This window comes from Nocardiopsis eucommiae (genome assembly GCF_965344335.1).
In the GTDB taxonomy this organism is placed as follows: Bacteria; Actinomycetota; Actinomycetes; order Streptosporangiales; family Streptosporangiaceae; genus Nocardiopsis; species Nocardiopsis eucommiae.
In genome coordinates, this window is record NZ_CBDRIY010000032.1 from 43,980 (window position 1) to 66,983 (window position 23,004).

General features: G+C 71.9%; 21 protein-coding genes. 9 read left to right on the forward strand and 12 right to left on the reverse strand.

The features are described from left to right. Positions 1–85 precede the first annotated feature (85 nt). Complete coding sequence (locus ACRWK8_RS19620) at positions 86–1,222, reverse strand: hypothetical protein (protein ID WP_431872043.1); 1,137 nt, start codon at positions 1,220–1,222, stop codon at positions 86–88. An 83-nt stretch (positions 1,223–1,305) separates the two neighbouring features. Then, complete coding sequence (locus ACRWK8_RS19625; RefSeq protein ID WP_378744888.1) at positions 1,306–1,752, reverse strand: MerR family transcriptional regulator; 447 nt, start codon at positions 1,750–1,752, stop codon at positions 1,306–1,308. Between the two features lie 129 nt (positions 1,753–1,881). Between ACRWK8_RS19625 and ahcY (ACRWK8_RS19630) the strand changes: the two genes are divergently transcribed. Beyond that, positions 1,882–3,315, forward strand: a complete 1,434-nt coding sequence (ahcY, locus tag ACRWK8_RS19630) for an adenosylhomocysteinase (protein WP_378744895.1) — start codon at positions 1,882–1,884, stop codon at positions 3,313–3,315. Positions 3,316–3,333: 18 nt separating this feature from the next. Further along, a complete protein-coding gene (gene ahcY / locus ACRWK8_RS19635) occupies positions 3,334–4,596 on the forward strand; it encodes an adenosylhomocysteinase (RefSeq protein WP_431872047.1) in 1,263 nt (420 codons plus the stop codon). Here the strand turns inward: ahcY (ACRWK8_RS19635) and ACRWK8_RS19640 are convergent. Next, positions 4,572–5,387, reverse strand: coding sequence for an RDD family protein (locus tag ACRWK8_RS19640; RefSeq protein WP_378744906.1), 816 nt, complete (start codon positions 5,385–5,387; stop codon positions 4,572–4,574). The genes ahcY (ACRWK8_RS19635) and ACRWK8_RS19640 overlap by 25 nt on opposite strands. Before the next feature lie 117 nt (positions 5,388–5,504). On the opposite strand from ACRWK8_RS19640, the gene ACRWK8_RS19645 reads away from it, so the two are divergent. Then, complete coding sequence (locus tag ACRWK8_RS19645) at positions 5,505–6,500, forward strand: stage II sporulation protein M (protein WP_431872049.1); 996 nt, start codon at positions 5,505–5,507, stop codon at positions 6,498–6,500. 50 nt (positions 6,501–6,550) lie between these two features. Next, positions 6,551–6,727, forward strand: coding sequence for a DUF397 domain-containing protein (locus ACRWK8_RS19650; protein WP_378744916.1), 177 nt, complete (start codon positions 6,551–6,553; stop codon positions 6,725–6,727). On the opposite strand, the gene ACRWK8_RS19655 is transcribed toward ACRWK8_RS19650, so the two are convergent. From ACRWK8_RS19655 to ACRWK8_RS19670, 4 genes are all read right to left on the reverse strand, one after another. Further along, on the reverse strand, positions 6,698–8,758 hold the full coding sequence (locus ACRWK8_RS19655; RefSeq protein WP_431872051.1) for a tetratricopeptide repeat protein: 2,061 nt from the start codon (positions 8,756–8,758) through the stop codon (positions 6,698–6,700). The genes ACRWK8_RS19650 and ACRWK8_RS19655 overlap by 30 nt on opposite strands. Positions 8,759–8,803: 45 nt before the next feature. Next, the gene (locus tag ACRWK8_RS19660) at positions 8,804–9,436 is read right to left on the reverse strand and encodes a bifunctional 4-hydroxy-2-oxoglutarate aldolase/2-dehydro-3-deoxy-phosphogluconate aldolase (RefSeq protein WP_431872053.1); all 633 of its coding nucleotides are present in this window, start codon (positions 9,434–9,436) and stop codon (positions 8,804–8,806) included. Beyond that, entirely contained in the window at positions 9,433–10,179 is a 747-nt protein-coding gene (locus tag ACRWK8_RS19665) for an IclR family transcriptional regulator (protein WP_431872055.1), read from the reverse strand. Before ACRWK8_RS19665 ends, ACRWK8_RS19660 begins: the two co-directional genes overlap by 4 nt. 75 nt (positions 10,180–10,254) lie before the next feature. Then, complete coding sequence (locus ACRWK8_RS19670) at positions 10,255–11,229, reverse strand: sugar kinase (protein WP_431872057.1); 975 nt, start codon at positions 11,227–11,229, stop codon at positions 10,255–10,257. 132 nt (positions 11,230–11,361) lie between these two features. On the opposite strand from ACRWK8_RS19670, the gene ACRWK8_RS19675 reads away from it, so the two are divergent. From ACRWK8_RS19675 to ACRWK8_RS19690, 4 genes are all read left to right on the forward strand, one after another. After that, the gene (locus ACRWK8_RS19675) at positions 11,362–12,630 is read left to right on the forward strand and encodes an amidohydrolase family protein (RefSeq protein WP_431872073.1); all 1,269 of its coding nucleotides are present in this window, start codon (positions 11,362–11,364) and stop codon (positions 12,628–12,630) included. A gap of 25 nt (positions 12,631–12,655) precedes the next feature. Further along, entirely contained in the window at positions 12,656–13,972 is a 1,317-nt protein-coding gene (locus ACRWK8_RS19680; protein ID WP_431872059.1) for an alanine racemase, read from the forward strand. Positions 13,973–14,047: 75 nt separating this feature from the next. Continuing rightward, positions 14,048–14,431: a RidA family protein gene (locus ACRWK8_RS19685; RefSeq protein WP_431872061.1), complete on the forward strand. Its 384-nt coding sequence runs from the start codon at positions 14,048–14,050 to the stop codon at positions 14,429–14,431. 196 nt (positions 14,432–14,627) lie between these two features. Further along, entirely contained in the window at positions 14,628–16,118 is a 1,491-nt protein-coding gene (locus ACRWK8_RS19690) for a sodium:solute symporter family protein (protein ID WP_378744992.1), read from the forward strand. Positions 16,119–16,184: 66 nt separating this feature from the next. Here the strand turns inward: ACRWK8_RS19690 and ACRWK8_RS19695 are convergent, their stop codons facing one another. The 5 genes from ACRWK8_RS19695 to ACRWK8_RS19715 form a co-directional block, all read right to left on the reverse strand. Then, positions 16,185–17,483: a DUF58 domain-containing protein gene (locus ACRWK8_RS19695; RefSeq protein ID WP_378744997.1), complete on the reverse strand. Its 1,299-nt coding sequence runs from the start codon at positions 17,481–17,483 to the stop codon at positions 16,185–16,187. Next, positions 17,483–18,466: an AAA family ATPase gene (locus ACRWK8_RS19700; protein ID WP_378745003.1), complete on the reverse strand. Its 984-nt coding sequence runs from the start codon at positions 18,464–18,466 to the stop codon at positions 17,483–17,485. Before ACRWK8_RS19700 ends, ACRWK8_RS19695 begins: the two co-directional genes overlap by 1 nt. Before the next feature lie 64 nt (positions 18,467–18,530). Beyond that, a complete protein-coding gene (locus ACRWK8_RS19705; protein WP_431872064.1) occupies positions 18,531–19,700 on the reverse strand; it encodes a DUF4350 domain-containing protein in 1,170 nt (389 codons plus the stop codon). Next, positions 19,697–20,332 (reverse strand): DUF4129 domain-containing protein, encoded by a 636-nt coding sequence (locus ACRWK8_RS19710; protein ID WP_378745016.1) that lies wholly within the window; start codon positions 20,330–20,332, stop codon positions 19,697–19,699. Before ACRWK8_RS19710 ends, ACRWK8_RS19705 begins: the two co-directional genes overlap by 4 nt. Further along, complete coding sequence (locus ACRWK8_RS19715; RefSeq protein ID WP_431872066.1) at positions 20,329–21,873, reverse strand: DUF7847 domain-containing protein; 1,545 nt, start codon at positions 21,871–21,873, stop codon at positions 20,329–20,331. Before ACRWK8_RS19715 ends, ACRWK8_RS19710 begins: the two co-directional genes overlap by 4 nt. 447 nt (positions 21,874–22,320) lie before the next feature. On the opposite strand from ACRWK8_RS19715, the gene mtrA reads away from it, so the two are divergent. Further along, complete coding sequence (gene mtrA / locus ACRWK8_RS19720; protein ID WP_014908694.1) at positions 22,321–22,998, forward strand: MtrAB system response regulator MtrA; 678 nt, start codon at positions 22,321–22,323, stop codon at positions 22,996–22,998. The last annotated feature ends 6 nt before the right edge of the window (positions 22,999–23,004 follow it).

Consider the following 23,004-nt stretch of genomic DNA (forward strand, 5'->3'; position numbering starts at 1 on the left):
CGCGTGGCTCCCGTCCACCGCCTGCCCACCCGCGTGGCGCCCGTCCACCCGCCAGCCCTGCCCACTCGCGTGGCTCCCGCCCCGCTCAGCCGCGCGTGAGCTCGTGCACGGCGCGCGACACCGCCTCGTCCACGAGCTCCCGCACCTGGGGCCAGCGGTCGTCCACGCAGTCCGTGGGCAGCACGGTGACGCTGTCGCTCCGTGACATCTCCAGCGCCGACCGGACCCCCTCCGGGGTGGTCAGGCGCGCGTGCGCGGTCACCGCGAGCACCCCCGAGGGCGGGCTGCCCACGTCCCGGACCACCACGTACAGGGCGAGTGAGGCCCCGTCCACCAGGAGTTCCAGGCAGGACCACCAGTGCGCGGTGTCTCCGCCCCGGCCACCGTCGCCGGAGGTCACGGTGGCGGTCGCCGTCGGATCCAGGGCGCTCAGCAGCAGCGCCACCGAACCGCGCCGGGAGCGCACGTGCTCCAGGACCCGGCGCCGCGTCACGGCCGTCAGCGGGGGGACCGGGCGACCGCTCGGGACCGCCTCCTCCGGGTTCCACGCCAGCTCGTCACGCAGCGCACCCGTGACCAGCCGGGCCATGTGGGAGACCAGGGGCGCGAGAGGTTCCTCGGGGTCGTGCTTGCCCGCCGGGTCGGGCGGAGGGGTGCCGGGGTCGAGGAGCAGCGGGGGCAGGTCGGCCCGTTGGAGGACCCGTGAGGCCAGCACCCACGGCAGCGTCCAGGCCGCCCCGTCGCCGTGCGTCTCCTCCCCGGAGGCCTCGGCCGCCACCCGGACGCACTCGGCGTAGGTGTGCGCGGCCCGTACCACCGGGTGTGCGGGGACCGTCGCGGCCCGGGCCAGGCGCAGCGTGTGTTCCGTGGACAGCGCGGTCCGCAGGGGGCGCAACGGGGGACCGTCGGGGACGCCGGTCCGGCGCTCCTCGCCCTCGGGGAGCTCGGCGACCCGTCCCGCCAGCGCGGCGACGTGGGGTCCGGTGAGGGGTTCTCCGGATACGGACTCGCCGGTCAGCAGCAGGTCGGTGAGGTCGGCTCCGCCACCCCACTCCCGCACGCGGTCGCGCGTCAGTTCGCGTCGCGCGGCCCCGTGCCGCTGTTGGGGCCGGTCCTGGCGTCGGCGGGCCCAGACCGTCCGAAGGAGGTCGACGTCCCTGAGGTCTGCGCGCACGCGCTCGGGGAGTGTCTCCCAGGCCGTGTCTCCGATTTGGCTGTCCACGGTCTCATCCGTAGCCCGTGCGGTCTTTGCCAAAACATGCCGAAGGGTGGGGCCGTGTGTCCGGTGACGGCCGTGGGCTCAGGTCAACCAGAAGGGCCGCCGCGCGTCCCGGGGCCCTGCGGGGCCGGGCGACGTGCGTGAAGGAGACGCATGGCCTTCTCCTTCTCGAAGTCCAGCGCGCGGGTGGGGGCGGCGGCCAACCTGCCCAGACGCTCGCCGTGCGCGCGGACCCGGGCCAGTACCTCGGGTTCGGCCAGGACCCTCAGGGCGAAGGCGAGGGCGGCGGGAGGGATGTCGAACTCGCGCTCCAGCTCCAGCCCGCCCGCGATCGTGCGCAGGTCGTCCTCCGTGAACCGACGGTGCCGGTGGCCGCGTCCCGTGGGCTGTTCCTGCGTGCGGGGGAGCAGACCGAGGCCCTCGCGGTAGCGCAGCATGCGTGCGGTGCTGCCGACCCGCTCGGCGGCGGCGGAGATGGGAACCGGCGCACCGTGCGGTCCGGGCGCTGTGGGGTCGTCGTCGAGGGCGGCCATGCAGGTGACCCTAACCCACCACCACCGCCGCGTCGCGCGAATCTGACATCTCTGTGTGAGGTTTGTGTGCGGAGGGTGGTCGCGGGCCTAGAATCGGGTGGCAACCATGACTTGACGAGTGAGGAACGCATGGCTTTCGACTTCAAGGTCGCAGATCTCTCCCTGGCCGAGTTCGGCCGCGACGAGATCCGTCTCGCCGAGCACGAGATGCCCGGCCTCATGGCCACCCGCGCCGAGTTCGGTGACAGCAAGCCGCTCACGGGCGCCCGCATCATGGGCTCGCTGCACATGACCGTCCAGACCGCCGTCCTCATCGAGACGCTCGTCGCCCTCGGCGCCGAGGTCCGCTGGGTCTCCTGCAACATCTTCTCGACCCAGGACCACGCCGCGGCCGCCGTGGTGGTCGGCCCCGACGGCACCGTCGACGACCCGAAGGGCGTCCCCGTCTTCGCCTGGAAGGGCGAGACGCTGGAGGAGTACTGGTGGTGCACGGAGCAGGCCCTCACCTGGCCCGGCGAGGGCCCCAACATGATCCTGGACGACGGCGGTGACGCCACCATGCTCGTCCACAAGGGCGCCGAGTTCGAGAAGGCCGGTGCCGTCCCGGACCCGTCCACGGCCGACAGCGAGGAGTTCGAGGTCGTCCTGACCCTCCTCCAGGAGAGCCTCAAGAAGGACTCCGGCAAGTGGACCGCCATCGCCCGGGGGATCAAGGGCGTCACCGAGGAGACCACCACCGGTGTCCTCCGCCTCTACGAGATGCAGCGTGACGGCAGCCTGTCGTTCCCGGCGATCAACGTCAACGACTCCGTCACCAAGAGCAAGTTCGACAACAAGTACGGCATCCGCCACTCGCTGCCGGACGGCATCATGCGCGCCACCGACGTCCTCATCGGTGGCAAGGTCGCCGTCGTCTGCGGTTACGGCGACGTCGGCAAGGGTTCCGCCGAGGCGCTGCGCGGCCAGGGCGCCCGCGTGATCGTCACCGAGATCGACCCCATCAACGCCCTCCAGGCCGCGATGGACGGGTTCCAGGTCACCACGCTGGAGGACGTGCTGGACGTCGGTGACATCTTCGTCACCACCACCGGCAACTTCAACGTGATCATGGCCGACCAGATCCTGCGCATGAAGCACCAGGCGATCGTCGGCAACGTCGGCCACTTCGACAACGAGATCGACATGGCCGGCCTGGCGAAGGTCCCCGGGATCACCAAGAAGGAGATCAAGCCGCAGGTCCACGAGTGGACCCAGGACAACGGCAAGTCCGTCCTGGTGCTCTCCGAGGGCCGCCTGCTGAACCTCGGCAACGCCACCGGCCACCCCAGCTTCGTGATGTCCAACAGCTTCACCAACCAGGTCATCGCGCAGATCGAGCTGTTCACCAAGCCCGACGAGTACCCGACCGACGTGTACACGCTGCCGAAGATCCTCGACGAGAAGGTCGCCCGTCTGCACCTGGCCGCGCTCGGCGTCAAGCTGACCGAGCTCACCAAGGAGCAGGCCGCCTACATCGGCGTGGACGTGGCCGGGCCGTTCAAGCCCGACCACTACCGCTACTAGGGGCGAGTCCTACCTCAGATGACTCCTCCCTCACACGAGGTGGCGGACCTCGGCCTCGCGAAGGCCGGGGTCCGCCGTGTGGCATGGGCCGAACGCTCCATGCCGGTCCTGCGCAGCGTCCGCGCGCGGTTCGCGGACGAACGCCCGCTCGAAGGTCTGCGGGTGGCCGCGTGCCTGCACGTGACCGCCGAGACCGCCAACCTGCTCCGTGTGCTGCGCGCGGGCGGGGCGCACGTGTGGCTCGCCGCCTCCAACCCGCTGTCCACCCAGGACGACACCGCCGCCGCCCTGGTCACCGAGTACGGGGTGGCCGTGCACGCGTGGGCGGGGATGGACACGGCCGCCTACGACCGCAACCTGGTCACCGTCCTGGAGTCCCGGCCGCACCTGCTGCTGGACGACGGCTGCGACCTGGTCAACACCGCGCACGTGAGCCGCCCCGAACTGCTGGAGGGGATCCTCGGGGGCTGTGAGCAGACCACCACCGGAGTGATCCGGCTGCGCCGGATGAGCGCGGAGGGCGAGCTCCGGCTGCCGATGGTGGCGGTCAACGACACCCGGACCAAGCGGATGTTCGACAACCGGTACGGCACCGGGCAGTCGACCGTGGACGGTGTCCTGCGGGCCACCAACACGCTCCTGGCCGGTCGGACCGTCGTCGTGGCCGGGTTCGGCTACTGCGGTCGGGGTCTGGCCGAGAGGTTCCGGGGGATGGGCTCGAACGTGGTCGTCACCGAGGTGGACCCGGTCAAGGCGCTGGACGCCGTGATGCAGGGGTACACGGTCGCCACCATGGAGACCGCCGCCCCCGTCGGGGACGTGTTCGTCACCGCCACCGGGAACCGGGACGTGATCCGGCGCGAGCACCTGTCGGTGATGCGCGACGGGGCGATCCTGGCCAACTCGGGCCACTTCGACCTGGAGATCGACCTCAACGCCCTGGAGTCGCTCGCCGTCTCCGTGGACCGGGGTGTGCGGGAACAGGCCGACGAGTACGAGTTCGAGGACGGCCGCAGGCTCCTGCTGCTCTCCGAAGGGCGTCTGGTCAACCTGGGAGCGGCGGAGGGGCATCCGGCCGCCGTCATGGACATGTCGTTCGCGGTGCAGGCCCTCACCACCGAGTGGCTGGCCCGGGAACACGCCACCCTCGCCCCGGGCGTGGCGGAGGTGCCCGAGGAGACCGACAACGAGGTCGCGCGCCTGGAACTCGCGGCCCTGGGGGTGGGCATCGACGTCCTCACCCCGGGCCAGGAGGCCTACCTGCGCTCCTGGCGCCCCTGACCCTCGGCGTTCATGGCCTCCAGGCTGCGCCGACGGCGCTCCGCCAGGACGGCGGCGAGGAAGTACGGCGGGGTCGTGCCGGGTGGCGGAAGCGGGCTGATCTGCGACGCCACCGTGTCCGCGAGCTGGCTGCCCATCTCGTGACGGGTGTGCTCGGCCAGCTCGCCGTAACGCAGGACGTACTGGCGGGCGGCGTTGGCGGTCTCCGGGGACAGGCGCGACAGCTCGGTCGTCGCGGCCCAGGCGGCCAGGTGCGGGGGCATCGGGACGGCCGTGTCGCGGCGGCCCCCGGTGCGCTCCTCCACCACCATGGTTCCGGCCACGAAGTCACCGACCCTGCGGCCGTCCCGGTTGAGCATCGAGGTGACCAGGGCGATGACACCGAAGGTCATCCACAGCTCCACGAAACCGGAGAGGGCGCGGGCCAGGGCCTGCCGGAAGCGTTCCGGGGAGCCGTCGGTGCCCACCACACGCAGGCCCAAGGCCATCTTGCCCAGGGAGCGCCCGCGTGAGATCGACTCGAACGCGGCGGGGTAGCCCACGATGACGAGGATGGTGGAGGCGAGGGAGACCGCGCTGGTCGCGGCGAAGTCGACGCTCACACCGATCCAGTTGACCAGCAGACCCAGGGCGATCAGCGCGATGACCTGCACCAGGAAGTCGATGGCGATCGCCGCCGCACGCGTGGCGAACCCGGCCGGGCGCAGTTCGAGCACCACCGCGTCGCCCGTGACCAGCGGCGTCACGCCGTACACGTCGTCACGGGTCTCGCCACCACCGGGATAGGACACCAGTGCACGCTCCCTTACCGGGTGTCTGAAACCGTCTCCCTGACACTACCCGCCAGCGCGCGGCGCTGTTCTCACCCGTCGGGGAGGCGAAGGCCGAAATCCAGTAATGTCCCTTACGTGGATATCGACGTGTTCGCCGCCGCGCACGCCCAGGAGTGGGAACGACTGGACGAACTGGTGCGTCGGCGCCGTTCGCTCACAGGTGAGGAGATCGACGAACTCGTCGACCTGTACCAGAGGGTGTCGACCCACCTGTCGGTGGTGCGCTCCTCCGGTCAGGACCCGGAACTGGCGGGGCGGCTCACCTCCCAGGTCGCCCGGGCCCGTTCGGCGGTCACCGGCTCGCACGCCTCCTCGTGGACGGACGTCACCGGCTTCTTCACCCGGGTGTTCCCGGCCGTGCTCTACCGGCTGCGCTGGTGGTGGATCGGCGTGACCGCCGGGACCCTCGCCGTGGCCACGGTCACCGGGGTGTGGATCGCCACCAACCCGGAGGTCCTCGCGGCGTTGGGCACCCCCGAGTCCATCGCGCGCTACGTCGAGCACGACTTCGCCAACTACTACGTGGAGAACCCGGCCGGCTCCTTCGCGGCCCAGGTGTGGACCAACAACGCCTGGGTGGCGGCGCAGGCGATCATCTTCGGGGTGGCCTTCGGGCTGCCCACCATCGGCGTGCTGTTCCTCAACGCGGTCAACCTCGGGATGGCCGGGGGCATGATGTTCGCGATGGGGCGCGGCGACGTGTTCTTCGCGCTGATCCTCCCGCACGGCCTGCTGGAGATGACCGCCGTGTTCGTGGCCGGGGGCGTGGGCCTGAAGATCGGGTGGTCGCTGATCGCACCGGGGGAGCGGACCCGTCTGCGCGCCCTCGGTGAGGAGGCCCGCGCGGCCATCGCGGTGGTCCTGGGCCTGGTGGTGGTGCTGTTCGTCTCGGGGTTGATCGAGGGCCTGGTCACCGGCTGGATCACCAACACCTGGGTCGCCATCGGCATCGGCGTGGTGGCGGAGGTCCTGTTCTTCGTCTACGTCTACACGGTGGGTAGGAGGGCCTACCTGGAGGGCGTGACCGGCGACATCGAGGACGCCCCGGCCGCCCTCCCCGTGGCGGGCTGACGGGCCGAAGGGCCTGTGATTCCGGGCGCTCCCGTGTCACGATCGTGGGTATGGACGACTCTCCCCCTTGGTTCAAGAGCAGTTTCAGTCAGGGAGCCAGCTGCTGTGTCGAGGCCCTTGTGGGTCAGCACGGTGTGAGCGCCCGGGACTCTCGTGCACCGGACGGAACCCGCCTCGGGTTCGTTCCCGTGGCATGGTCATCCTTCCTGGGTGCCCTGCGCTCCTGATTCAGCGCGTGCCAGCGCTGCCCGTACCCTCTCCAGATCCTTCTCCGCGAGCACTGTGTCAGGTAGCCCCGCTCCGACGTGTTCGCGACGCACGTCGCGAACACGTCGGAACATGCGTTCGGCCTCCGCGAGCCGCCCATCCGTCTCCACCGCGTGCGCCAGATCCTGCAGGACGTTCAGAGTCTGGCTGTGCTCGGCTCCCAGCGTGCTCTCCCGGATCGCGTACACTCGCCGGAGCGTCCTCTCTCCCTCTCGTGCGCGACCCTGTTTCACGGCCACGTAGGCCAGTGTCGCCGCAGTGAACAGGACACTCGGTTCGGTCTCCCCCGAGGTCGCCACGCGTTCGTCATAGACACGCTGGAGCTGCTTCTCCGCCTCGGCCCAGCGCTCACGACGGACGAGGACCAGAGCCAACATGTACCGAACCTCGGTTGTCGCGACATCGTCCGCGCCGAGTGCCGACGTCACTGTGGAAAGGAGCGCGCGAAACTCTTCTTCCGCCTCATCAAGGAGTCCCTGGTACATCTTGGCCTCGGCCAGAAAGTGGCGGGCCTTGAGGGTGAAGGAGTTCTCCGCGCCCAACACCCTCGTCGCGTCCGCAACCAGCTTCGTGAAAAGACGTTCCCCCGGTTCGGGCAGGCCGATGAGGAGCAGAGCACGTCCCAGTTCTCGCTGATTGGTGAACTCAGGAGTGCGATTACTGTCCTCCTCAGAGTGCGCGGACAGCTTGCTCCAGAGGCGGGCCAGAGTCCCTCGGGCGGCGATCTGGAACCTGAGGTCCTGTTCCCCCTGACGGTCCAGGAGCGTACCCATCTCTTCGACCAGCGGTAGGTCCTGCTCCGTCATCCCCGACCTGACCCCCTCAGACACGAGAGGGTGCAGCTGGAGAGCCATGTCGTTCCCGGTTCCGATGACGGTGACCAGACCGTGTACCACGAGGGCGTTCAGCGTGCGGGCCAACGAGGCGGCATCAAGTGGAATGGAGTGGAGGTCGAGCCTTCCACCCCTGAGGTCCTCCAAGGGCAGCTTCGCCATGGGTACGGCCCGGCCGTCGCTGCCGAAGACCGCGAGAACCCGTAGAAGCGGGATTGCCTGTGGGTTCTGGTCGGAGACCAGGCGCAGCGATACGTTCCAGACCCCCGACAGGAGTTGACGTTCGGTGCCTCCGCCCTGGGACATCGGTGTCGCCAGCGCATCGAGCCGGGAAACGTCCTCCTCGATGTGCTCCAGCAGGGACCGCGCGTCGGGGAAGAGCACGCCGTGGGTGGCCAGGATGCGTCCGGCCAGCGACAGTGCCAAGGGGATCCCACCGAGACGTGCGGCCAACTCGTCGGATCCGGACGGGCGTCGTCCTCCCGCGTGGTCGACCAGTGCGTCCACTGCCTCCTGGCCGTGGAGCGAGCCCAATCGGTGCACCGTCGCGGGCGCCCACAGCCCGGGATCGTCCACGCGGCTGGTGACCAGCACGAAGCCGCCAGGGCTGGACCGCATCCAGCCGCGCTGCTCACCCGGACGGTTCTCCGGGTCGAGCAGCTCCGGCTGATCGGCGTTGTCAATGACCAGCAGCCAGGGGCGGGGCGCGGCGTCCAGGTGCCGCCAGACCCAGCGCGCCGCCTGGCGGGGCGCGGCCCTGAACTGGTCTGCCTCCTGTCGAGAACCCCCCAGCTCGACGGCGGCTTCCAGCATGCTCGGCTGGATCGTGTCCGGGCGCACCCAGAACACCGTCCAGCCCTCCGACCGGGCGTGCTCCGCGAGCGAGGCAGCCACGGTGGTCTTGCCGAACCCGCCAGGGCCGGTGAGCACGTGGGGGACGGGTGCCCCCCGTTCCATGGCCGCGCGGAGCGCGTCGAGGAGGGAGTCGCGCCCGCGCACCGCGGTGGAGGGACGTGGAGGATCCAAACTGACGTCGTGCACCGGGGCGGCCACCGGCGCGGCGTTCACGGTGACGCCACCGTGGATGTCCCGGGCCTGGACCAGGTGCCCGTACACGGGTCCGTCGGCGTGGTTGTGGGCTTCGGGGGGAGGGGCCATGGCACACATAGTGCACGAAGGGGCGTTGCCTCCGCAGCCCACCGCCTAGAGGGTTCGGATCAGCTCGGCCAGGGCGCCGCCCTCGGTCGCGGAGCGGCCCACGCCCACGCCGACCGCTCCCGCGCGTAGGTAGTCGGCCGCGTTCCGGGCGTCGACCCCGCCTGTGGCAACGACGCGGATCTCGGGGAACGGGCCCGCCATGGCGGACACCCAGGCGGGCCCCAGCACCTTGGCCGGGAACGCCTTCACCGTGGTGACCCCCAGCCGGAGCGCCTGACCGACCTCGGTGGGCGAGGAGACCCCGGGAAGGAACGGCACGCCCAGGCGGTCGGCCTCCGCGACGGTGTCCGGGTCGAGCCCGGGGGCCACCCCGAACTCCGCTCCGGCGTTGACCGCCCGGCGCAGCCGCTCGGGCGTGGTCACCGTTCCCGCGCCCACGGGGAGCCGCCCCTCGGCGGCGCTCACCACCGCTCCCAGGGCGGGCGCCCCCGCCTCGCTCTCCTGGGTGACCTCCACCAGCCGCACCCCCGCGCTCCATGCGGCCCGGGCCGCGGCGACCGCCTCCTCGGGTGTGGTCCCGCGCAGGATCAGGATCACGGGGACGGGGGCGAGCCCCTCACGGAAGAAGTCGGCCCAGCCGGGAATCGAGCCCGTCGGGGCGCCGTCGTTCGTGGTCATCGTTGGCTCCAACCCAGTTCTTCGCTGATGGCCCTCGCTGTGGAGGTCAGGTCCTCGGTGTGGGCGAGCAGCCCGGGCCGGTCCAGCACCATGCTCGGGGCCGACACGGAGATCGCGGCGGCCACCCGTCCGGCCGCGTCGAAGACCGGCGCGGACACACAGTGGATGAACTCCTCGTGCTCGAAGTCGTCCAGGGCCCACCCCTGGCGCGCGGTGCGGTCGAGGACCTCGTCGAGCGCCGCCCGGTCGGTGAGCGTGTTCGGTGTGTACCGGGGGTAGGGGGAGGCCCCGAGCAGGTCGTCGCGCTCCCCGGCGGACAGGTAGGCGAGGAGGACCTTGCCGATCCCGGTGGCGTGCAGCGGCGCCAGCGCGCCGATGTGGGAGTACATGCGCACGGCCTGTCGCGACTCCACCTTGTCCAGGTACATCACCTGGTGGCCCTCCAGCACGCCCAGGTGGATGGTCTGCCCGCAGGTGTCGCCCAGCGCCGCGAGGTGCCGGGCGGCGCTGTCGCGGATGTCGAGCCCGTCCAGCGCGGCGGCGGCGAGGGCGGCAAGGCGGGGCCCCAGCCGGTAGGCGCCGTCGTCCGCGCGGCGCACGAACCGCTCCTCCTCCAGGGTGCGCAGCAGGCGCAGCGAGGTGGTGCGGTGCACGTCGAGGCGGCGGCCGAGCTCACTGATGGTGCTGGGACCGTCGGCCAGCTCCACGAGGATGCGCAGGGCGCGTTCGACACTGTTGGACACCGGTGGTTCTCCCCTTGGTCTGCAGGGGCGCGGCCCCTGGGGTGGTCGGAGGCGGTTCCGGACTGGGACGGCCTCTCAGCGGGTGGCGGGGGACCCCTCCTGCGGAGGCGGGATGTCACCGGGGAGTCCGAGCACCACCCCGGCCAGTCTGGCGCCTTCCGCCAGGCAGTCGGGCAGGGGAGCACCGTCCAGCAGGCGGTCGAGGAACCCGGCGGCGAAGGCGTCCCCGGCCCCGACGGGTTCGACGACCTCCACGCGGGGAGCGGGCTCGAACCAGGTCCGCCCGTCCCGGACGGCGGTGGCGCCCCGGGCGCCCTGCTTGACGACGACGAGGTCGGGGCCGTCCGGGCCGGCCAGGAGTTCGACCAGGTGGGGCAGGGACTCGACCCGCCACAGGGACTGGGCCTCGTCCAGGCCGCAGAACACCACGTCGGCGCGGCGGGCCAGGTCCAGCAGGAGGTCGGCGTTGTCCGCGCCGTGCAGCGCGGGGCGGTAGTTCACGTCGAAGCTGCGCACGGTCGTGGGGGGCGCCTGCTCGAACAGCTCCCGCACCAGGTCACGCGCCGTGTGGGACAGGACGGCGGTGATCCCGGTCGTGTGCACCAGCCGGGGCCGCCACCGCCACACCTCGGCCGCGTCCGCCGGGCGCAGGGTGGAGGCGGCGGATCCGGCGCGCCAGTAGCGCACGCGCGTGCCCTCGGGGGAGGGCTCCTTCATGTAGAGGCCGGTGGAGCGCGTGCGGTCCTCCCGGACCAGGCACCGCACGCCCGCGTCGGTCAGGCGTTCGCGCACGTGGTGCCCGAACACGTCGTCGCCCAGCGCGCTGCGCCACGCGACGGCCCGTCCGGCGCGGGCGAGGTGCACCGCGACGTTGGACTCGGCTCCGCCGATCTCGGCGTGGAATCGGGGGGACCCGTTGGAGTGCGGTTCGGGGATGAGGAGCGCCATCGTCTCGCCCACGCACACCGCGTCGAGTGGAGAGGGGGACGCGTCCTGGGAGCTCGCGGGAGAGGACGGCGCTGGTACCTCGATCCGTCGCTGCGTGCTCACTCACGACCTCCGGTTCGTCTGGTGACTGGTCTCACGGGATGTGTTGACCTGCGTCACCGGCGAATGCTATTCAATATGTTGTTCACCGCGCAACAGTGTTGCGCAGTACGCAGCACAACGGAGGTGGCTCGAGTGTGGGACCTGTTGTTGCGCGGCGGCCGCGTCATCGACCCGGCCTCGGGGCGTGACGGGACGGCCGACGTCGCTGTCAGGGCCGGACGGATCGCGGAGGTCGCCGCCGCCCTGCCGGTGGACCGGGCCGCACGGGTCGAGGACGTCCACGGGAAGCTGGTGCTCCCCGGTCTGGTGGACGCGCACACCCACGTGCTGCACGGCGCCACGTACTGGGGCGTGGACCCGGAGCCGATCGCCTGGCGCACCGGCGTCACGACCTGGGTCGACGCGGGTTCCGCCGGTGCCTACGGCCTCGACGGGCTGCGCCGTAGTGTGGCCGAGCCCGCCCCGTTCCGCGTCCGGGCCCTGGTCAACGTCTCCGGGATCGGGCTGGTCGGACGCACGGGCGAGCACCACGTCCTGGAGAACCTCGACGTCGACGCGGCCGCGGACGTGGTGGCCCGCCACGGTGACTTCGTCTGCGGCGTCAAGGCGCGCATGGACAGCCACACCGTCGGCGCGCACGGCGTGGAGCCCCTGCGCAGAGCCGCGGAGCTGGCACGCCGCCTGGAGCGCCCGCTCATGGTGCACATCGGCTACGGCCCGCCCGACCTCGGTGACATCGCGCCCTTCCTCACCGAGGGAGACGTCGTCACCCACTGCGCCACCGGGGTCGCCACCGGCCTGGTGGTCGACGGCCGCCCCGCGGACACCCTGCTGCGCCTGCGCGACTCCGGCGTGCTCTTCGACCTGGGGCACGGCTCCGGCGCCTTCGACTTCGACGTGCTCGAAGCCGAGCTGGCCGCCGGTCTGGTCCCCCTGGTCTCCACCGACCTGCACATCCGGTCCGTGTACGGCCCCGCCTTCGACCTGCCGACCGTCATGGGCAAGGCCCTGGCCGCCGGAATGGGCCTGACCGACGTGGTCGCCGCCGCCACCCACCGCCCCGCGCGCGCGTTCGGCCTGCCCGCCGGGACGCTGAGCCCGGGCGCGGACGCCGACATCGCCGTGTTCGACGCCGAGGAGGGGCGCTTCCCCGTCGTCGACGTGCACGGCGGCACCCGGGAGGCCCCGCTCCGCCTGACCAACACCGCCACCTACGCCCGCGGCTGCCTGCTCACACCGCGAGCCGCCGAGCCGCCCCCGGCGTGGGTACCCCTGAGCGCCGCCCAGGAACGGGCCGAGGACCACCGTCACCAGCAGGTGCGCTCCGCCGTCCAGCGCCTGGACCGCCCCGAGGACTTCGACGAGCCCTTCCCCCGCCCAGCCGCCAAGGACCGTGCCTGAGGGCCGGAAACGACGGGAGCGCACCTTGACAGAGTCACCTTCGAGACCCCTGCCCACCGACCCCGCCGCCGGACACGGGCTCCCCACCGCGCCGTTGGCCGCACTCGACTCCGCGCCGGTGGAGGCGCGGTCCGTGCCGGACGGCCCCACGTCGGTCGACCGGATCCGCGCCGCCGACCTGCACCTGAGCGACCTCTGGCTGCCCGCCGTCACCCTCGACCAGGCGGCGCTCACGCACAACCTCGACCGGTTCGCCCGCTGGTGCGCCGAACACGGAGTCGACCTCGCCCCGCACGCCAAGACCACGATGGCCCCCCGGCTGTGGTCGGCGCAGCTGGAGCGGGGCGCCTGGGGTCTGACCGCCGCCACCGTCGCCCAGGCCCGGGTGATGCGCCGCTTCGGTGTGCCCCGGGTCCTGATCGCCAACGAGGTCGTGGAACCGGCCCAGCTGGCCTGGCTGGCCGACGCCCTGGCCGACCCCGGGTTCGAGCCGCTCTGCCTGGTGGACTCCGTCGAAGGGGTCCGGATCATGGAGAATGCCCTGGCCGGAGCCGCCCGACCCCTGCCGGTCCTGGTGGAGCTCGGCGTGGCCGGACGCCGCACGGGAGTCCGGGACCCGGAGCAGGCCCTGGAACTGGCCCGCACGGTCGCCGCCTCACCGCGACTCACCCTCGTGGGGGTGGAGGCCTTCGAGGGAGTGTTCCCCCAGCGCCGCGACGACGACTCCCCGGACCGCGTGCGCGCCTGGCTCGACCGCCTGTACGACCTCGCCCGCCGGGCCGACGCGGAGCACCTGTTCGACGAGGCGGCCGAGGTGATCGTCACCGCGGGCGGGAGCAGCTATCCCGACCTGGTCTCCGACGCCCTCGCGGAGCCACCCGAGCTGTCGCGCCCGGTCCGCCGAATCGTTCGCTCCGGCTGCTACGTGACCCACGACGACCTGTTCATGGAGCGGGCGTCGCCCCTGCGGTCCGCCGCCGACGACGACCCCCTGCGCCCCGCGCTGAGCTGCCACGCGCGGGTCCTGTCCCGCCCGGAGCCGGGTCGCGCGCTGCTGGGGGTCGGCAAGCGCGACGTGTCGTTCGACGTCGACCTGCCCGTTCCGCGCGCGGTGCTGCGCGACGGGGAACGAATCCCCTTGGCGGACGGGGCGCGCGTGGTCGAGCTCAACGACCACCACGCGTTCCTCGACCTCAGCGCTCCCGCCGAGGAGGCGGTGCGTGTGGGAGACGTGGTCGAACTCGGGCTCTCCCACGCCTGCACGGTGTTCGACAAGTGGCCGCTGATCCCCGTGCTCGACGCGGACGGCCGGGTCGTGGACGCCGTTCGCACCCTGTTCTGACCACTGCACCACCGCAGCACCGAACTTCAGCACCGGTCCGGTCGACCACCGGTACCACCCACCCAAGGAGGAAGCATGGCTGAGAAGAAGATCGTCAACACCCCGGACGCCGCACCGCCCGGCGGTCCCTACTCCCACGCGGTCGTGGCCGGGGACTTCGTGTACCTCGCCGGGGCGACGCCGCACCGCACCGACGGTTCGGTGATCGAGGGCCCGTTCCTGGAGCAGGCGCGCGCCACGTTCGACAACCTGGCCACCGTGGCGGCGGCCGCGGGGGCGGACCTGTCGGAGGCCGTCCAGGCCCGGGTCTACCTGCGCGACCTGGCGGACTTCCAGGCGATGAACGGGGTGTTCGCGGAGTACTTCGGGGACAAGGCGCCGGTGCGTACCACCATCCAGGCGGACCTGCCCGGCTTCGCCATCGAGGTCGACGCGGTCCTGTACCACCCGGCCGACTGATCCCGGGGCCCCGAGCCCCCGCTCCCACCGTGCGGCCCGGTCCCCGGGTCCGGGCCGCACACTCCGGCCACACCCGGTCTCCACACCCGCTCCCCGCCTCTCACACCCCCGGGCCCCACACCCCCGGGCCCCGCCTCTCACACCCCCACCCCAACTCCCCACCACCCCCTCCCCCCGTCACCCCTGGAGGTTCGTCATGAGCCAGACCAACGTGATCTACCTGTCGGCACTGCTCGCCTCGGTGCTGCTGATGATCGCGATCAGTTGGTGGGTCGCCCGGCGCACCAAGGACGGCGAGGACTTCCTCCTCGCCGGACGCGGTCTGGGCACCCCGTTGGTCATGGGGAGCACCCTGGCCACCCTCGTCGGCACCGGTTCCAGCCTGGGCGCGGTCGGCTTCGCCTACCAGAACGGCTGGGCGGGCGCCCTGTACGGAGTCGGCGGCGCCGCCGGTGTCTTCCTCCTGCTGTGGCTCTTCGCCGACGTCCGCGAGAAGGGGTTCATGACCTTCCCGGAGGAGATGAGCTACTACTTCGGCGCCAGCCGCGCGATCAAGGGGGTGGTGGCCGTCCTGCTGTTCCTGGCCTCCGTGGGATGGCTGGGCGCGCACATCATGGGTGGAGCCATGTACCTCTCCTTCCTCACCGACATGGACCAGAACACGGCCAAGGTGGTCATCGCCCTGGGCTTCGGCGTCTACACGGTCGTCGGCGGCTACCTCGCGGTGGTGATCACCGATGCCATCCAGGGCACCATCCTCTTCCTCGGCTTCACCATCCTCGCCGTCCTGGCGCTGGTGAGCGTCGGCGGACTCGACGGGATCAGCGAGGGCTCCTCCGAGGAGGCGCTCTCCCTGTTCGGCTACGAGGCACTGGGCCCGGTGCCCGCCCTCTCCCTCGCCGTGGTCATCGCCGTCGGCGTGCTGGCCACCCCCTCGTACCGCCAGCGGATCTACTCGGCCGTCAACGTGCGGACCGTGCGGCGCAGCTTCGTCCTCGCCGGTGCCCTCTTCGCGGCGTTCTCGATCCTCCCGGCGATCGCGGGGATGTCGGCCCACACCCTCGAACCCGCCCTCGACAACCCGGACATGGCCTTCCCCTACCTGGTCACCACCCTGTTCCCGGTGTGGCTGGGCGCGTTCCTGCTGGTCGCCGGGTTGTCGGCCACGATGTCCTCGGGTGACTCGGACGCCATCGTCAGCGTCACCATCCTGGTCCGCGACATCTCCCAGCTGGTCACGGGCCGGCTTCCCGACCCACGGAACCTGGTCCGTTACTCCCGCTGGGGACTGATCGCCGTGATGGGGCTCGCCCTCGTGTTCTCCCTCATGGCCACGACCCTGATCGGGTACATCACCCTGATGATCTCCACGGTGCTCACCGGCCTGCTGGTGGCGTCGCTCCTCGGCAAGTTCTGGCCCCGCGCCACCTGGCAGGGCGGGATCGCCGCGATGCTGGGCGGCTCGGTGGCGGCGCTGGTCGTCAACAACGTCGCCTCGTTCACCGCCTTCTGGGGCAACGCCGTGATCCCGTCGCTGGCGGTGGCCCTGGTCGCCGGGGTGGTCGTCAGCCTGGTCACCCCGAGGACCGCCATCTCCAAGGAGGAGGCGCTGCGACGCCTGACCGAGGAGCGCTCCGCCCTCGAGGTCGGCGCCAAGCTGCGGGGCGGCTCCGACCAGGACGCCTGACCCGGGACCCGGAACCACGAGGGGCCACCACCGCACCCGGTGGTGGCCCCTCGCGTTCGTTCCGTCCTACAGCCGCCCCTGGGCCTTCAGGTTGATGTAGGCGTCCGCGAGCGCCGGAGCGATCTGCTCGGGGCTCGCGTCCACCACCTCGGCGCCCATCCGGCGCAGTTCCCTGCTGATCCGGTGCCGCTCGCTCAGCGTCCGTTCGGCCGACGCCGCCCGGTACAGGGCCTCCGGCCCACCCCTCCCGGCCGCCATCTCCTCCACCTCGGGGTCCCTGACCCCCGCCACCAGCAGCAGGTGGTGTGTCGAGAGCAGTGGCAGCCTCGGCAGCAGGCCCTCCTCCAGCGAGGTGGCGTTGAGGTCGGTGAGCAGCACGACCAGCTTGCGCGACCGCCCCTGGGTGAGCACGGAGCTCACCAGGGCCGCCGGGTCCGACTCCACGAGTGTGGCCTCCAGCGTGGCCATGGCCTCCACCACCCGGTTGACCTGGCTGCCCTTGCCCGAGGCCCGGACCTGGGCACGCACGGAACGGTCATGGGCCATGAAGTCCACCCGGTCGCCCGCCTTGCCCGCGAGCGCGGTCAGCAGCAGAGCCGCGTCCATCGCGTGGTCCAGTCGGGGAGTGTCGCCGACCCGACCGGCCGAGGTGCGGCCGGTGTCCAGCACGATGAGGATGCGCCGGTCCCGCTCGGGGCGCCACGTCCGCACGACCACGCCGTCGTTGCGGGCGGTCGCCCGCCAGTCGATGGAGCGCACGTCGTCACCGGGCACGTAGTCGCGCAGGGAGTCGAACTCGCTGCCCTGCCCGCGCACCATCGCCGTGTGCTGACCCTCCAGCTCACGCAGCCGGGACAGCTTGCCCGGAAGGTGCCTGCGGCTGTGGAAGGGCGGCAGGGCGCGCACGGTCCAGGGGGCCGTGAGCGTGCGCTGACGCCCGGCCAGTCCCAGGGGTCCGACACTGCGCACCGTCACCCCGGCGGCACGGGCGTCGCCCCGGCGCGTGGGGGTGAGCACGGTCCGTACCCGACGCCGTTCCCCCGGTCCCACCAGCAGCGGTTGGGCCCGGGGGGAGGCGTGCGCGCTCGGGGGCCAGGCGTCGCGCACCCGGCCGCGCAGCCGCCGCCGGGTCGGGTTGGCCACCGTCACGCACACCTCGGCCGTCTCGCCCAGGCGCAGCGTGGTGTCGCCCTCGCGGGACAGCCGGAGCCGCCTCGGAGAGGTCGCCAACAGCGCGTCCAGCGCGACCAGCAGCACCACGAGACCGACGGAGACGAAGGTGACGATCCCGCCGATGTCCCCGGAGACCGCCACGGCGGCCACCGCCACCAGTGCCAGGAGCGAGGCCCGGCCGGTGACCACCATCAGCGCGGCACCGGGACGGAGGCCAGCACACCGTCGAGCACACCGTCGGCGGTGGCACCCTCCAGCTCCGCCTCCGGCCGCAGTCCGATCCGGTGCCGGAGCGTGCCCTTGGCCAGGGCCTTCACGTCGTCAGGGGTCACGTAGTCGCGACCGGACAGCCACGCCCACGCCCGGCTGGTGCGCAGCAGGGCCGTCGCGCCGCGCGGGGAGGCGCCCAGCTGGAGGGACGCGGAGTAGCGGGTGGCGCGGCACAGGTCCACGATGTAGCCGAGGACCTCGGGCGCGATCCGCACCTGGGCCACGGACGCGCGCGCCGCGTGCAGCTCGGCGGCCCCGGCCACGGCGGTCACGCCCGCCGCGTCCAGGTCGCTGGGGTCGAACCCGGCGGCGTGTCGGCCCAGCATGGCGACCTCGGCGTTGCGCTCCGGCAGCGGGACCGTCACCTTGAGCAGGAACCGGTCCAGCTGGGCCTCGGGCAGCGGATAGGTCCCCTCGTACTCGACCGGGTTCTGGGTGGCCGCGACCATGAACGGGTCCGGCAGCGCGACCGGCCGCCCCTCCACGGTGACCTGGCGCTCCTCCATGGCCTCCAGCAGGGAGGCCTGGGTCTTGGGCGGGGTCCGGTTGATCTCGTCGGCCAACAGCAGGTTGGTGAAGACCGGGCCCTTCATGAACTCGAACTTCGCCGTGTGCTGGTCGTAGACGAGCGAACCCGTCACGTCGCCCGGCATCAGGTCCGGGGTGAACTGCACCCGCTTGTGGTCCAGTGACAGGGCCTGCGAGACCGTGCGCACCAGCAGCGTCTTGGCGACACCCGGCACGCCCTCCAGCAGTACGTGGCCACGGCACAGCAGTGCCACGACCAGCCCGGTCACCGTCTCGTCCTGGCCCACGACCGCCTTGGCCACCTCGCGGCGCAGAGCGGTCAGCGCCGCCCGGGCCTCGTCGGCGGAGGGCAGTGCCTCGGGTGTGAAGGCGCTCACGTGCCGTCTACCTCTCTCGATACCTCAGTGGTCTGTTCTCGTCCGGGGGACGGTGGCGCGGGGCTCACCGCAGGTCCTCGGAGAGTCGGTCAAGCTCCTCGGACAGCCGCAGCATCGCGGCGTCGTCCGCCGTGTACGGGTCCGGCTGGGCCGGGTACAGCAACGGCGCCACGGCCTGGGGATCGGCCCCGCTCCGCTCGGCCACGGCCGCCACCACGGCGTCCGGACCGGCGTCCGGGTTCAGGCCCAGCCGGGGCACCGACCGTTCCAGGAACCCCTCGCGCAGCGCGGCGCCCACGCGGTCGCGCGCCTGCCGGGACTGGTACAGCCCGGCGCGGCCCTCGGTGGTCTCGGCGGCCCGGACCACGACCGGAAGCGCTTCGGGGACCAGCGCGCCCATCCGCCGACCGCGCCAGAGGGCGAACAGCAGCAGGGCCAGTGCCAGCGGGACCAGCGACCAGCGCACGCCCGGCGGGACCAGGTCCCAGGGGCTCGCGCTCCCGACCTCCTGCGGCGGGTCCGGCCTCAGCCACACCACGTGCTCCGCGTCGATCAGGTTGAGCATCAGCGCCGCGTTGCCCGCCGCGTCGAGGTCGCGGTTGGTGAGCGGGGCCCCGGTGCCGAGGACCGTCGTCGTGGATCCGTCGGACCGGGCCACCTGGAGCACCGAGAAGCCGTCACCGGAGGGGTAGCAGCCCAGGGCCTCCACCCCGGGTTCCGCCGAGTACACCTCACCGGCGACCTCGGCGTCGCCCGCGAGGGCGGCGTCGGGGAGCGCGCAGTCGGGTGCCTGGGCGCGGTCGTCGTGGGCCCGCCCGGTCACGTCCGCGCCGGGTGCGAAGGTGGTGAGGGAACGCAGCGACGGCTGCACGAGGAAGGTGTCGGTCTCCAACCCCGCGAGCGTGTCCAGCTCCTCGGGGAGCAGCCGGTGGTCGAGCATGAGCAGCAGGAGGGTGTCGTCCCCGGACCGTTCCACGGCCCGGACGGCCTCGGGCGAGGTGCGGGCGACGGTGACGTCGGAGTCCTCGCCCAGCAGCCGCGCCAGCGCGCGCGAACCGTGGGGTTCGGGGCTGCCGGGCTCCAGGTAACCGGAGGGGAACTGTTCCTCGCCCAGCGACAGCAGGACCGCCGCCACGACCAGCACGGTGATGACGGCGAGCGGCATCCTCCCGGCACGCCACAGGCGTCCGGAGGTCGATCGCGGAGGGACCGGTCCCGGTGCGGTGGTCGTCATCGGGACCCTTCGTCGTCGAGTACGGGGTGGGCCGCGCCCAGCCGCACGTCCAGCTCACGCATGGTGCGGGCGGCCTCGGCCGTGGCGGCGCGGTCACCGTAGACCACGTCGTTGAACAGGTGGGCGCCCTGGTCCAGTTCCCGTGCCTCACCGGGAAGCGACAGGGCGGCCTCGGCGGCGAGCTCGGTGGCGGTCCGTCCGGGGCGCGGGCCGACGATGGCCCGGTCCTCCAGGTCCACGCTGATCGCCCGCAGGCGTTCGAGGACGGCCTCCACGTAGTCGCCCCGGGCCTCCGCCTGGTCGGACAGCACCCGGTGGTCGGCGGCGGTGCGCACCACACCCTCGTGCAGGGGAGGTTCGGCCCTTCGGTTGCGGGAGGGCCGCAGGTAGACGATGAGGACGATCACCAGGACCGCCACGACCAACAGCACGATCGCCAGGATCCACCCGCCGGGGACGACCCCCTCGCCCGCCGAGACGAGGCGGTCGAGGAGTTCACCGAACCAGTTCAGGAACCGGTCCAGGAGGGAGGGCTCGTTCTTGCCGTAGAGGGGGTCGGACAGCTCCTCGATGGCCCGCCGCCGACCCTCCTCCCCGGTCACGTCCAGGGGTGCGATGAGCGGGGCCCTCACGCGCGGTACCCGGGAAGGTAGACCTCCGAGCCGACCGGCTGGCCCCGCTGGGCGATCTGGTGCAGCTGGAGGTCGAGACCCTCACGGCGCATCCGCAGGTCGATGTAGAGCAGGGTGGTCACCCCGGCGAGGAAGGGCTGGGTGACGGCGTAGATCAGCACGGTGACCACGTAGTTGACGGTCCCCGCCAGGATCGGACCGAAGGTGTCGACCTCGAACAGGAAGGGGAGGGCGATGCCGAGCGGGCCGGCCAGCAGCATGTTCACCACCAGCACGATGACCCCGCTCAGCAGCCAGTAGCCGAACGTGCGCCACCAGGCGCCCTGGGAGAGGCGCCACGAGCGGGCGATGGCCTGGCCCGGGCCCAGCCGCTCCAGCACGACCAGGGGCATGGCGTAGTAGAGGCGGATCCAGACCCACAAGGTGGGGACACCGACGGCCACGGCCGCCACGAACATGATGAGGAGGCCGATGATGAGGCCCGCCACGGGGTCCGCCATGCCGAAACCGGCGATGAGGCCGATGAACAGCGCGATGAAGAAGGCGATGGAGGCCACGACGCCGATGGCGATCTGGATGGCCAGCTTGATGAAGGCCAGGGCGATGATGGCGCCGACCCGGCCGCGCACGGAGGCCCAGGCCTGCTCGATGGTGAGCCGGTAGCCCAGCACCGCCATGCCGACCACGGAGGAGAGCGTGCCGGTCAGGATCGCCCCGCCGACCAGGACGATGAGGGCGCCGGCGAAGGTCAGCAGCGTGGCGAACGGAGAGGTGGCGAACATCGGGTCGTCCGGGTCGAACGCCTCCGGGTCCGCCAGGATCTCGTCGAACGTGCTCAGGGTGGAGAGGGAGTCGCCGGTGGCCCAGACCGTCGCGACGCTGCCGACGATCGAGGCGACCGCCATGACGATCAGCGACAGCACGAAGGTGGTCCGCGGGTTCTGGCGGACGTAGGTGAACGCGCCGTTGAAGACGTCACCGAGCGACATCGGGCGGAGCGGGACGACTCCGGGCTTGATGGGGGCGGGGCGCGGGGCGTTCGGGTCCTGGGTGGGGGCCGCGTGCCCGTGGGGCGCGCCCGGTCCGGGCGGTCCGTAGCCGGGCTGGGGTCCGTACCCCGGAGGCGGGGGGCCGTACCCGGGCTGCTGGTGGTGTCCGGGCGGGGGACCGTAGCCGGGCTGGGGTCCGTATCCGGGAGGCGGTCCGTAGCCGGGGTGGCCGGGAGGCGGCGCGTACCCCGGGGGAGGGCCCTGACCGGCGGGAGGTCCGTATCCCTGCGGGGCGCCCTGGCCGGGAGGGGTGCCGTACCCGGGAGGGGTGCCCTGACCCGCGGGAGGGGTGCCGTACGCGTGCGGCGTGCCCTGCTCGGGGGGAGCGAACCCGGGGCGGCCGCCGGCCTCGTCCGGCGGGGAGGCGGCACCCTGTCCCGGTGCGGCCCAACCGCTCGCCTCGGGGGTGTCTCCAGAATCGGGCGACCCCTGTCCTTCGGGACCGTCGGGGATGCCCCCCGGCCTCTCCCGGTGGTCGTCCTCCTGGCTCATCTGCCCGCCCTCCGTGAGGTTCGGTTACTGCGCGCGAGCGTTTTCGCGCCAATTCTGACGTGTCGGAAACCAACCTACCGGCCGGTTCCACCGCTTCTCAGTGGCCTTGCAGTGTGTCGTAGGCAACCCACGCACTTCATTCCTTTTGTATGCTTTCTGTTACCAACCGGCCAAGTCACGAAGCTTTCCGGGCCTTCCTTCGCCGGGGATGACGCCGCCGGTGACCGAATACGGTCCAAAAGGGCCCAACACCGCTGACCGCTCCTCCAACAGTGTCCAAAGCTGGCAAGGTTGGGGAGGCGAAACGCGGTCCCCAGTCGGGGATCGTTCCCCGATCCCGGGGATCACGGGCACCGACCACTGACGCCGCTTGAGTGTTCCAGGAGAGAGGAGTAGGCGCCGGTACCCCCGCCTCCGAGGCGGTGGACCCTGGCGCCGGACACACCGATGAAGGGACGTGTACTGGTTGTCGACGATGACCTCGCCCTCGCCGAGATGCTGGGCATCGTGTTGCGCGGTGAAGGGTTCGAGCCCTCGTTCGTCCACGACGGCGACAAGGCTCTGGAGGCCTTCCGCGAGACCAAGCCCGACCTGGTCCTCCTCGACCTGATGCTGCCCGGGGCCGACGGGATCGACGTGTGCCGTCAGATCCGCGCCGAGTCCGGGGTTCCCATCGTCATGCTGACCGCCAAGAGCGACACCGTGGACGTCGTCCTCGGCCTGGAGTCGGGCGCCGACGACTACATCGTCAAGCCGTTCAAGCCCAAGGAGCTCGTGGCCCGCGTGCGCGTGCGTCTGCGCCGCACCGAGGAGCCCGCGCCCGAGGTCCTCCAGATCGGTGACATCACCATCGACGTGGCCGGGCACGCGGTGCGCCGCGACGGCGAACAGATCAGCCTCACCCCGCTGGAGTTCGACCTGCTGGTCGCCCTGGCGCGCAAGCCGCGCCAGGTCTTCACCCGCGAGGTCCTGCTGGAGCAGGTCTGGGGCTACCGCCACGCCGCTGACACGCGCCTGGTCAACGTGCACGTGCAGCGCCTGCGCGCCAAGATCGAGAAGGACCCGGAGCACCCCGAGGTCGTCGTGACCGTCCGCGGCGTCGGCTACAAGGCCGGGACCGCCTGACCCGCT

What these genes read in the sequence shown, in the direction of transcription:
- ACRWK8_RS19705 (WP_431872064.1), bottom strand. Translation starts at nt 19,700, where the DNA reads ATGACGACCACCGCACCGGGACCGGTCCCTCCGCGATCGACCTCCGGA.
- ACRWK8_RS19715 (WP_431872066.1), bottom strand. Translation starts at nt 21,873, where the DNA reads ATGAGCCAGGAGGACGACCACCGGGAGAGGCCGGGGGGCATCCCCGAC.
- ahcY (WP_431872047.1), top strand. Translation starts at nt 3,334, where the DNA reads ATGACTCCTCCCTCACACGAGGTGGCGGACCTCGGCCTCGCGAAGGCC.
- ACRWK8_RS19690 (WP_378744992.1), top strand. Translation starts at nt 14,628, where the DNA reads ATGAGCCAGACCAACGTGATCTACCTGTCGGCACTGCTCGCCTCGGTG.
- ACRWK8_RS19655 (WP_431872051.1), bottom strand. Translation starts at nt 8,758, where the DNA reads ATGGCCCCTCCCCCCGAAGCCCACAACCACGCCGACGGACCCGTGTAC.
- ACRWK8_RS19650 (WP_378744916.1), top strand. Translation starts at nt 6,551, where the DNA reads ATGGACGACTCTCCCCCTTGGTTCAAGAGCAGTTTCAGTCAGGGAGCC.
- ahcY (WP_378744895.1), top strand. Translation starts at nt 1,882, where the DNA reads ATGGCTTTCGACTTCAAGGTCGCAGATCTCTCCCTGGCCGAGTTCGGC.
- ACRWK8_RS19660 (WP_431872053.1), bottom strand. Translation starts at nt 9,436, where the DNA reads ATGACCACGAACGACGGCGCCCCGACGGGCTCGATTCCCGGCTGGGCC.
- mtrA (WP_014908694.1), top strand. Translation starts at nt 22,321, where the DNA reads ATGAAGGGACGTGTACTGGTTGTCGACGATGACCTCGCCCTCGCCGAG.
- ACRWK8_RS19625 (WP_378744888.1), bottom strand. Translation starts at nt 1,752, where the DNA reads ATGGCCGCCCTCGACGACGACCCCACAGCGCCCGGACCGCACGGTGCG.
- ACRWK8_RS19685 (WP_431872061.1), top strand. Translation starts at nt 14,048, where the DNA reads ATGGCTGAGAAGAAGATCGTCAACACCCCGGACGCCGCACCGCCCGGC.
- ACRWK8_RS19695 (WP_378744997.1), bottom strand. Translation starts at nt 17,483, where the DNA reads ATGGTGGTCACCGGCCGGGCCTCGCTCCTGGCACTGGTGGCGGTGGCC.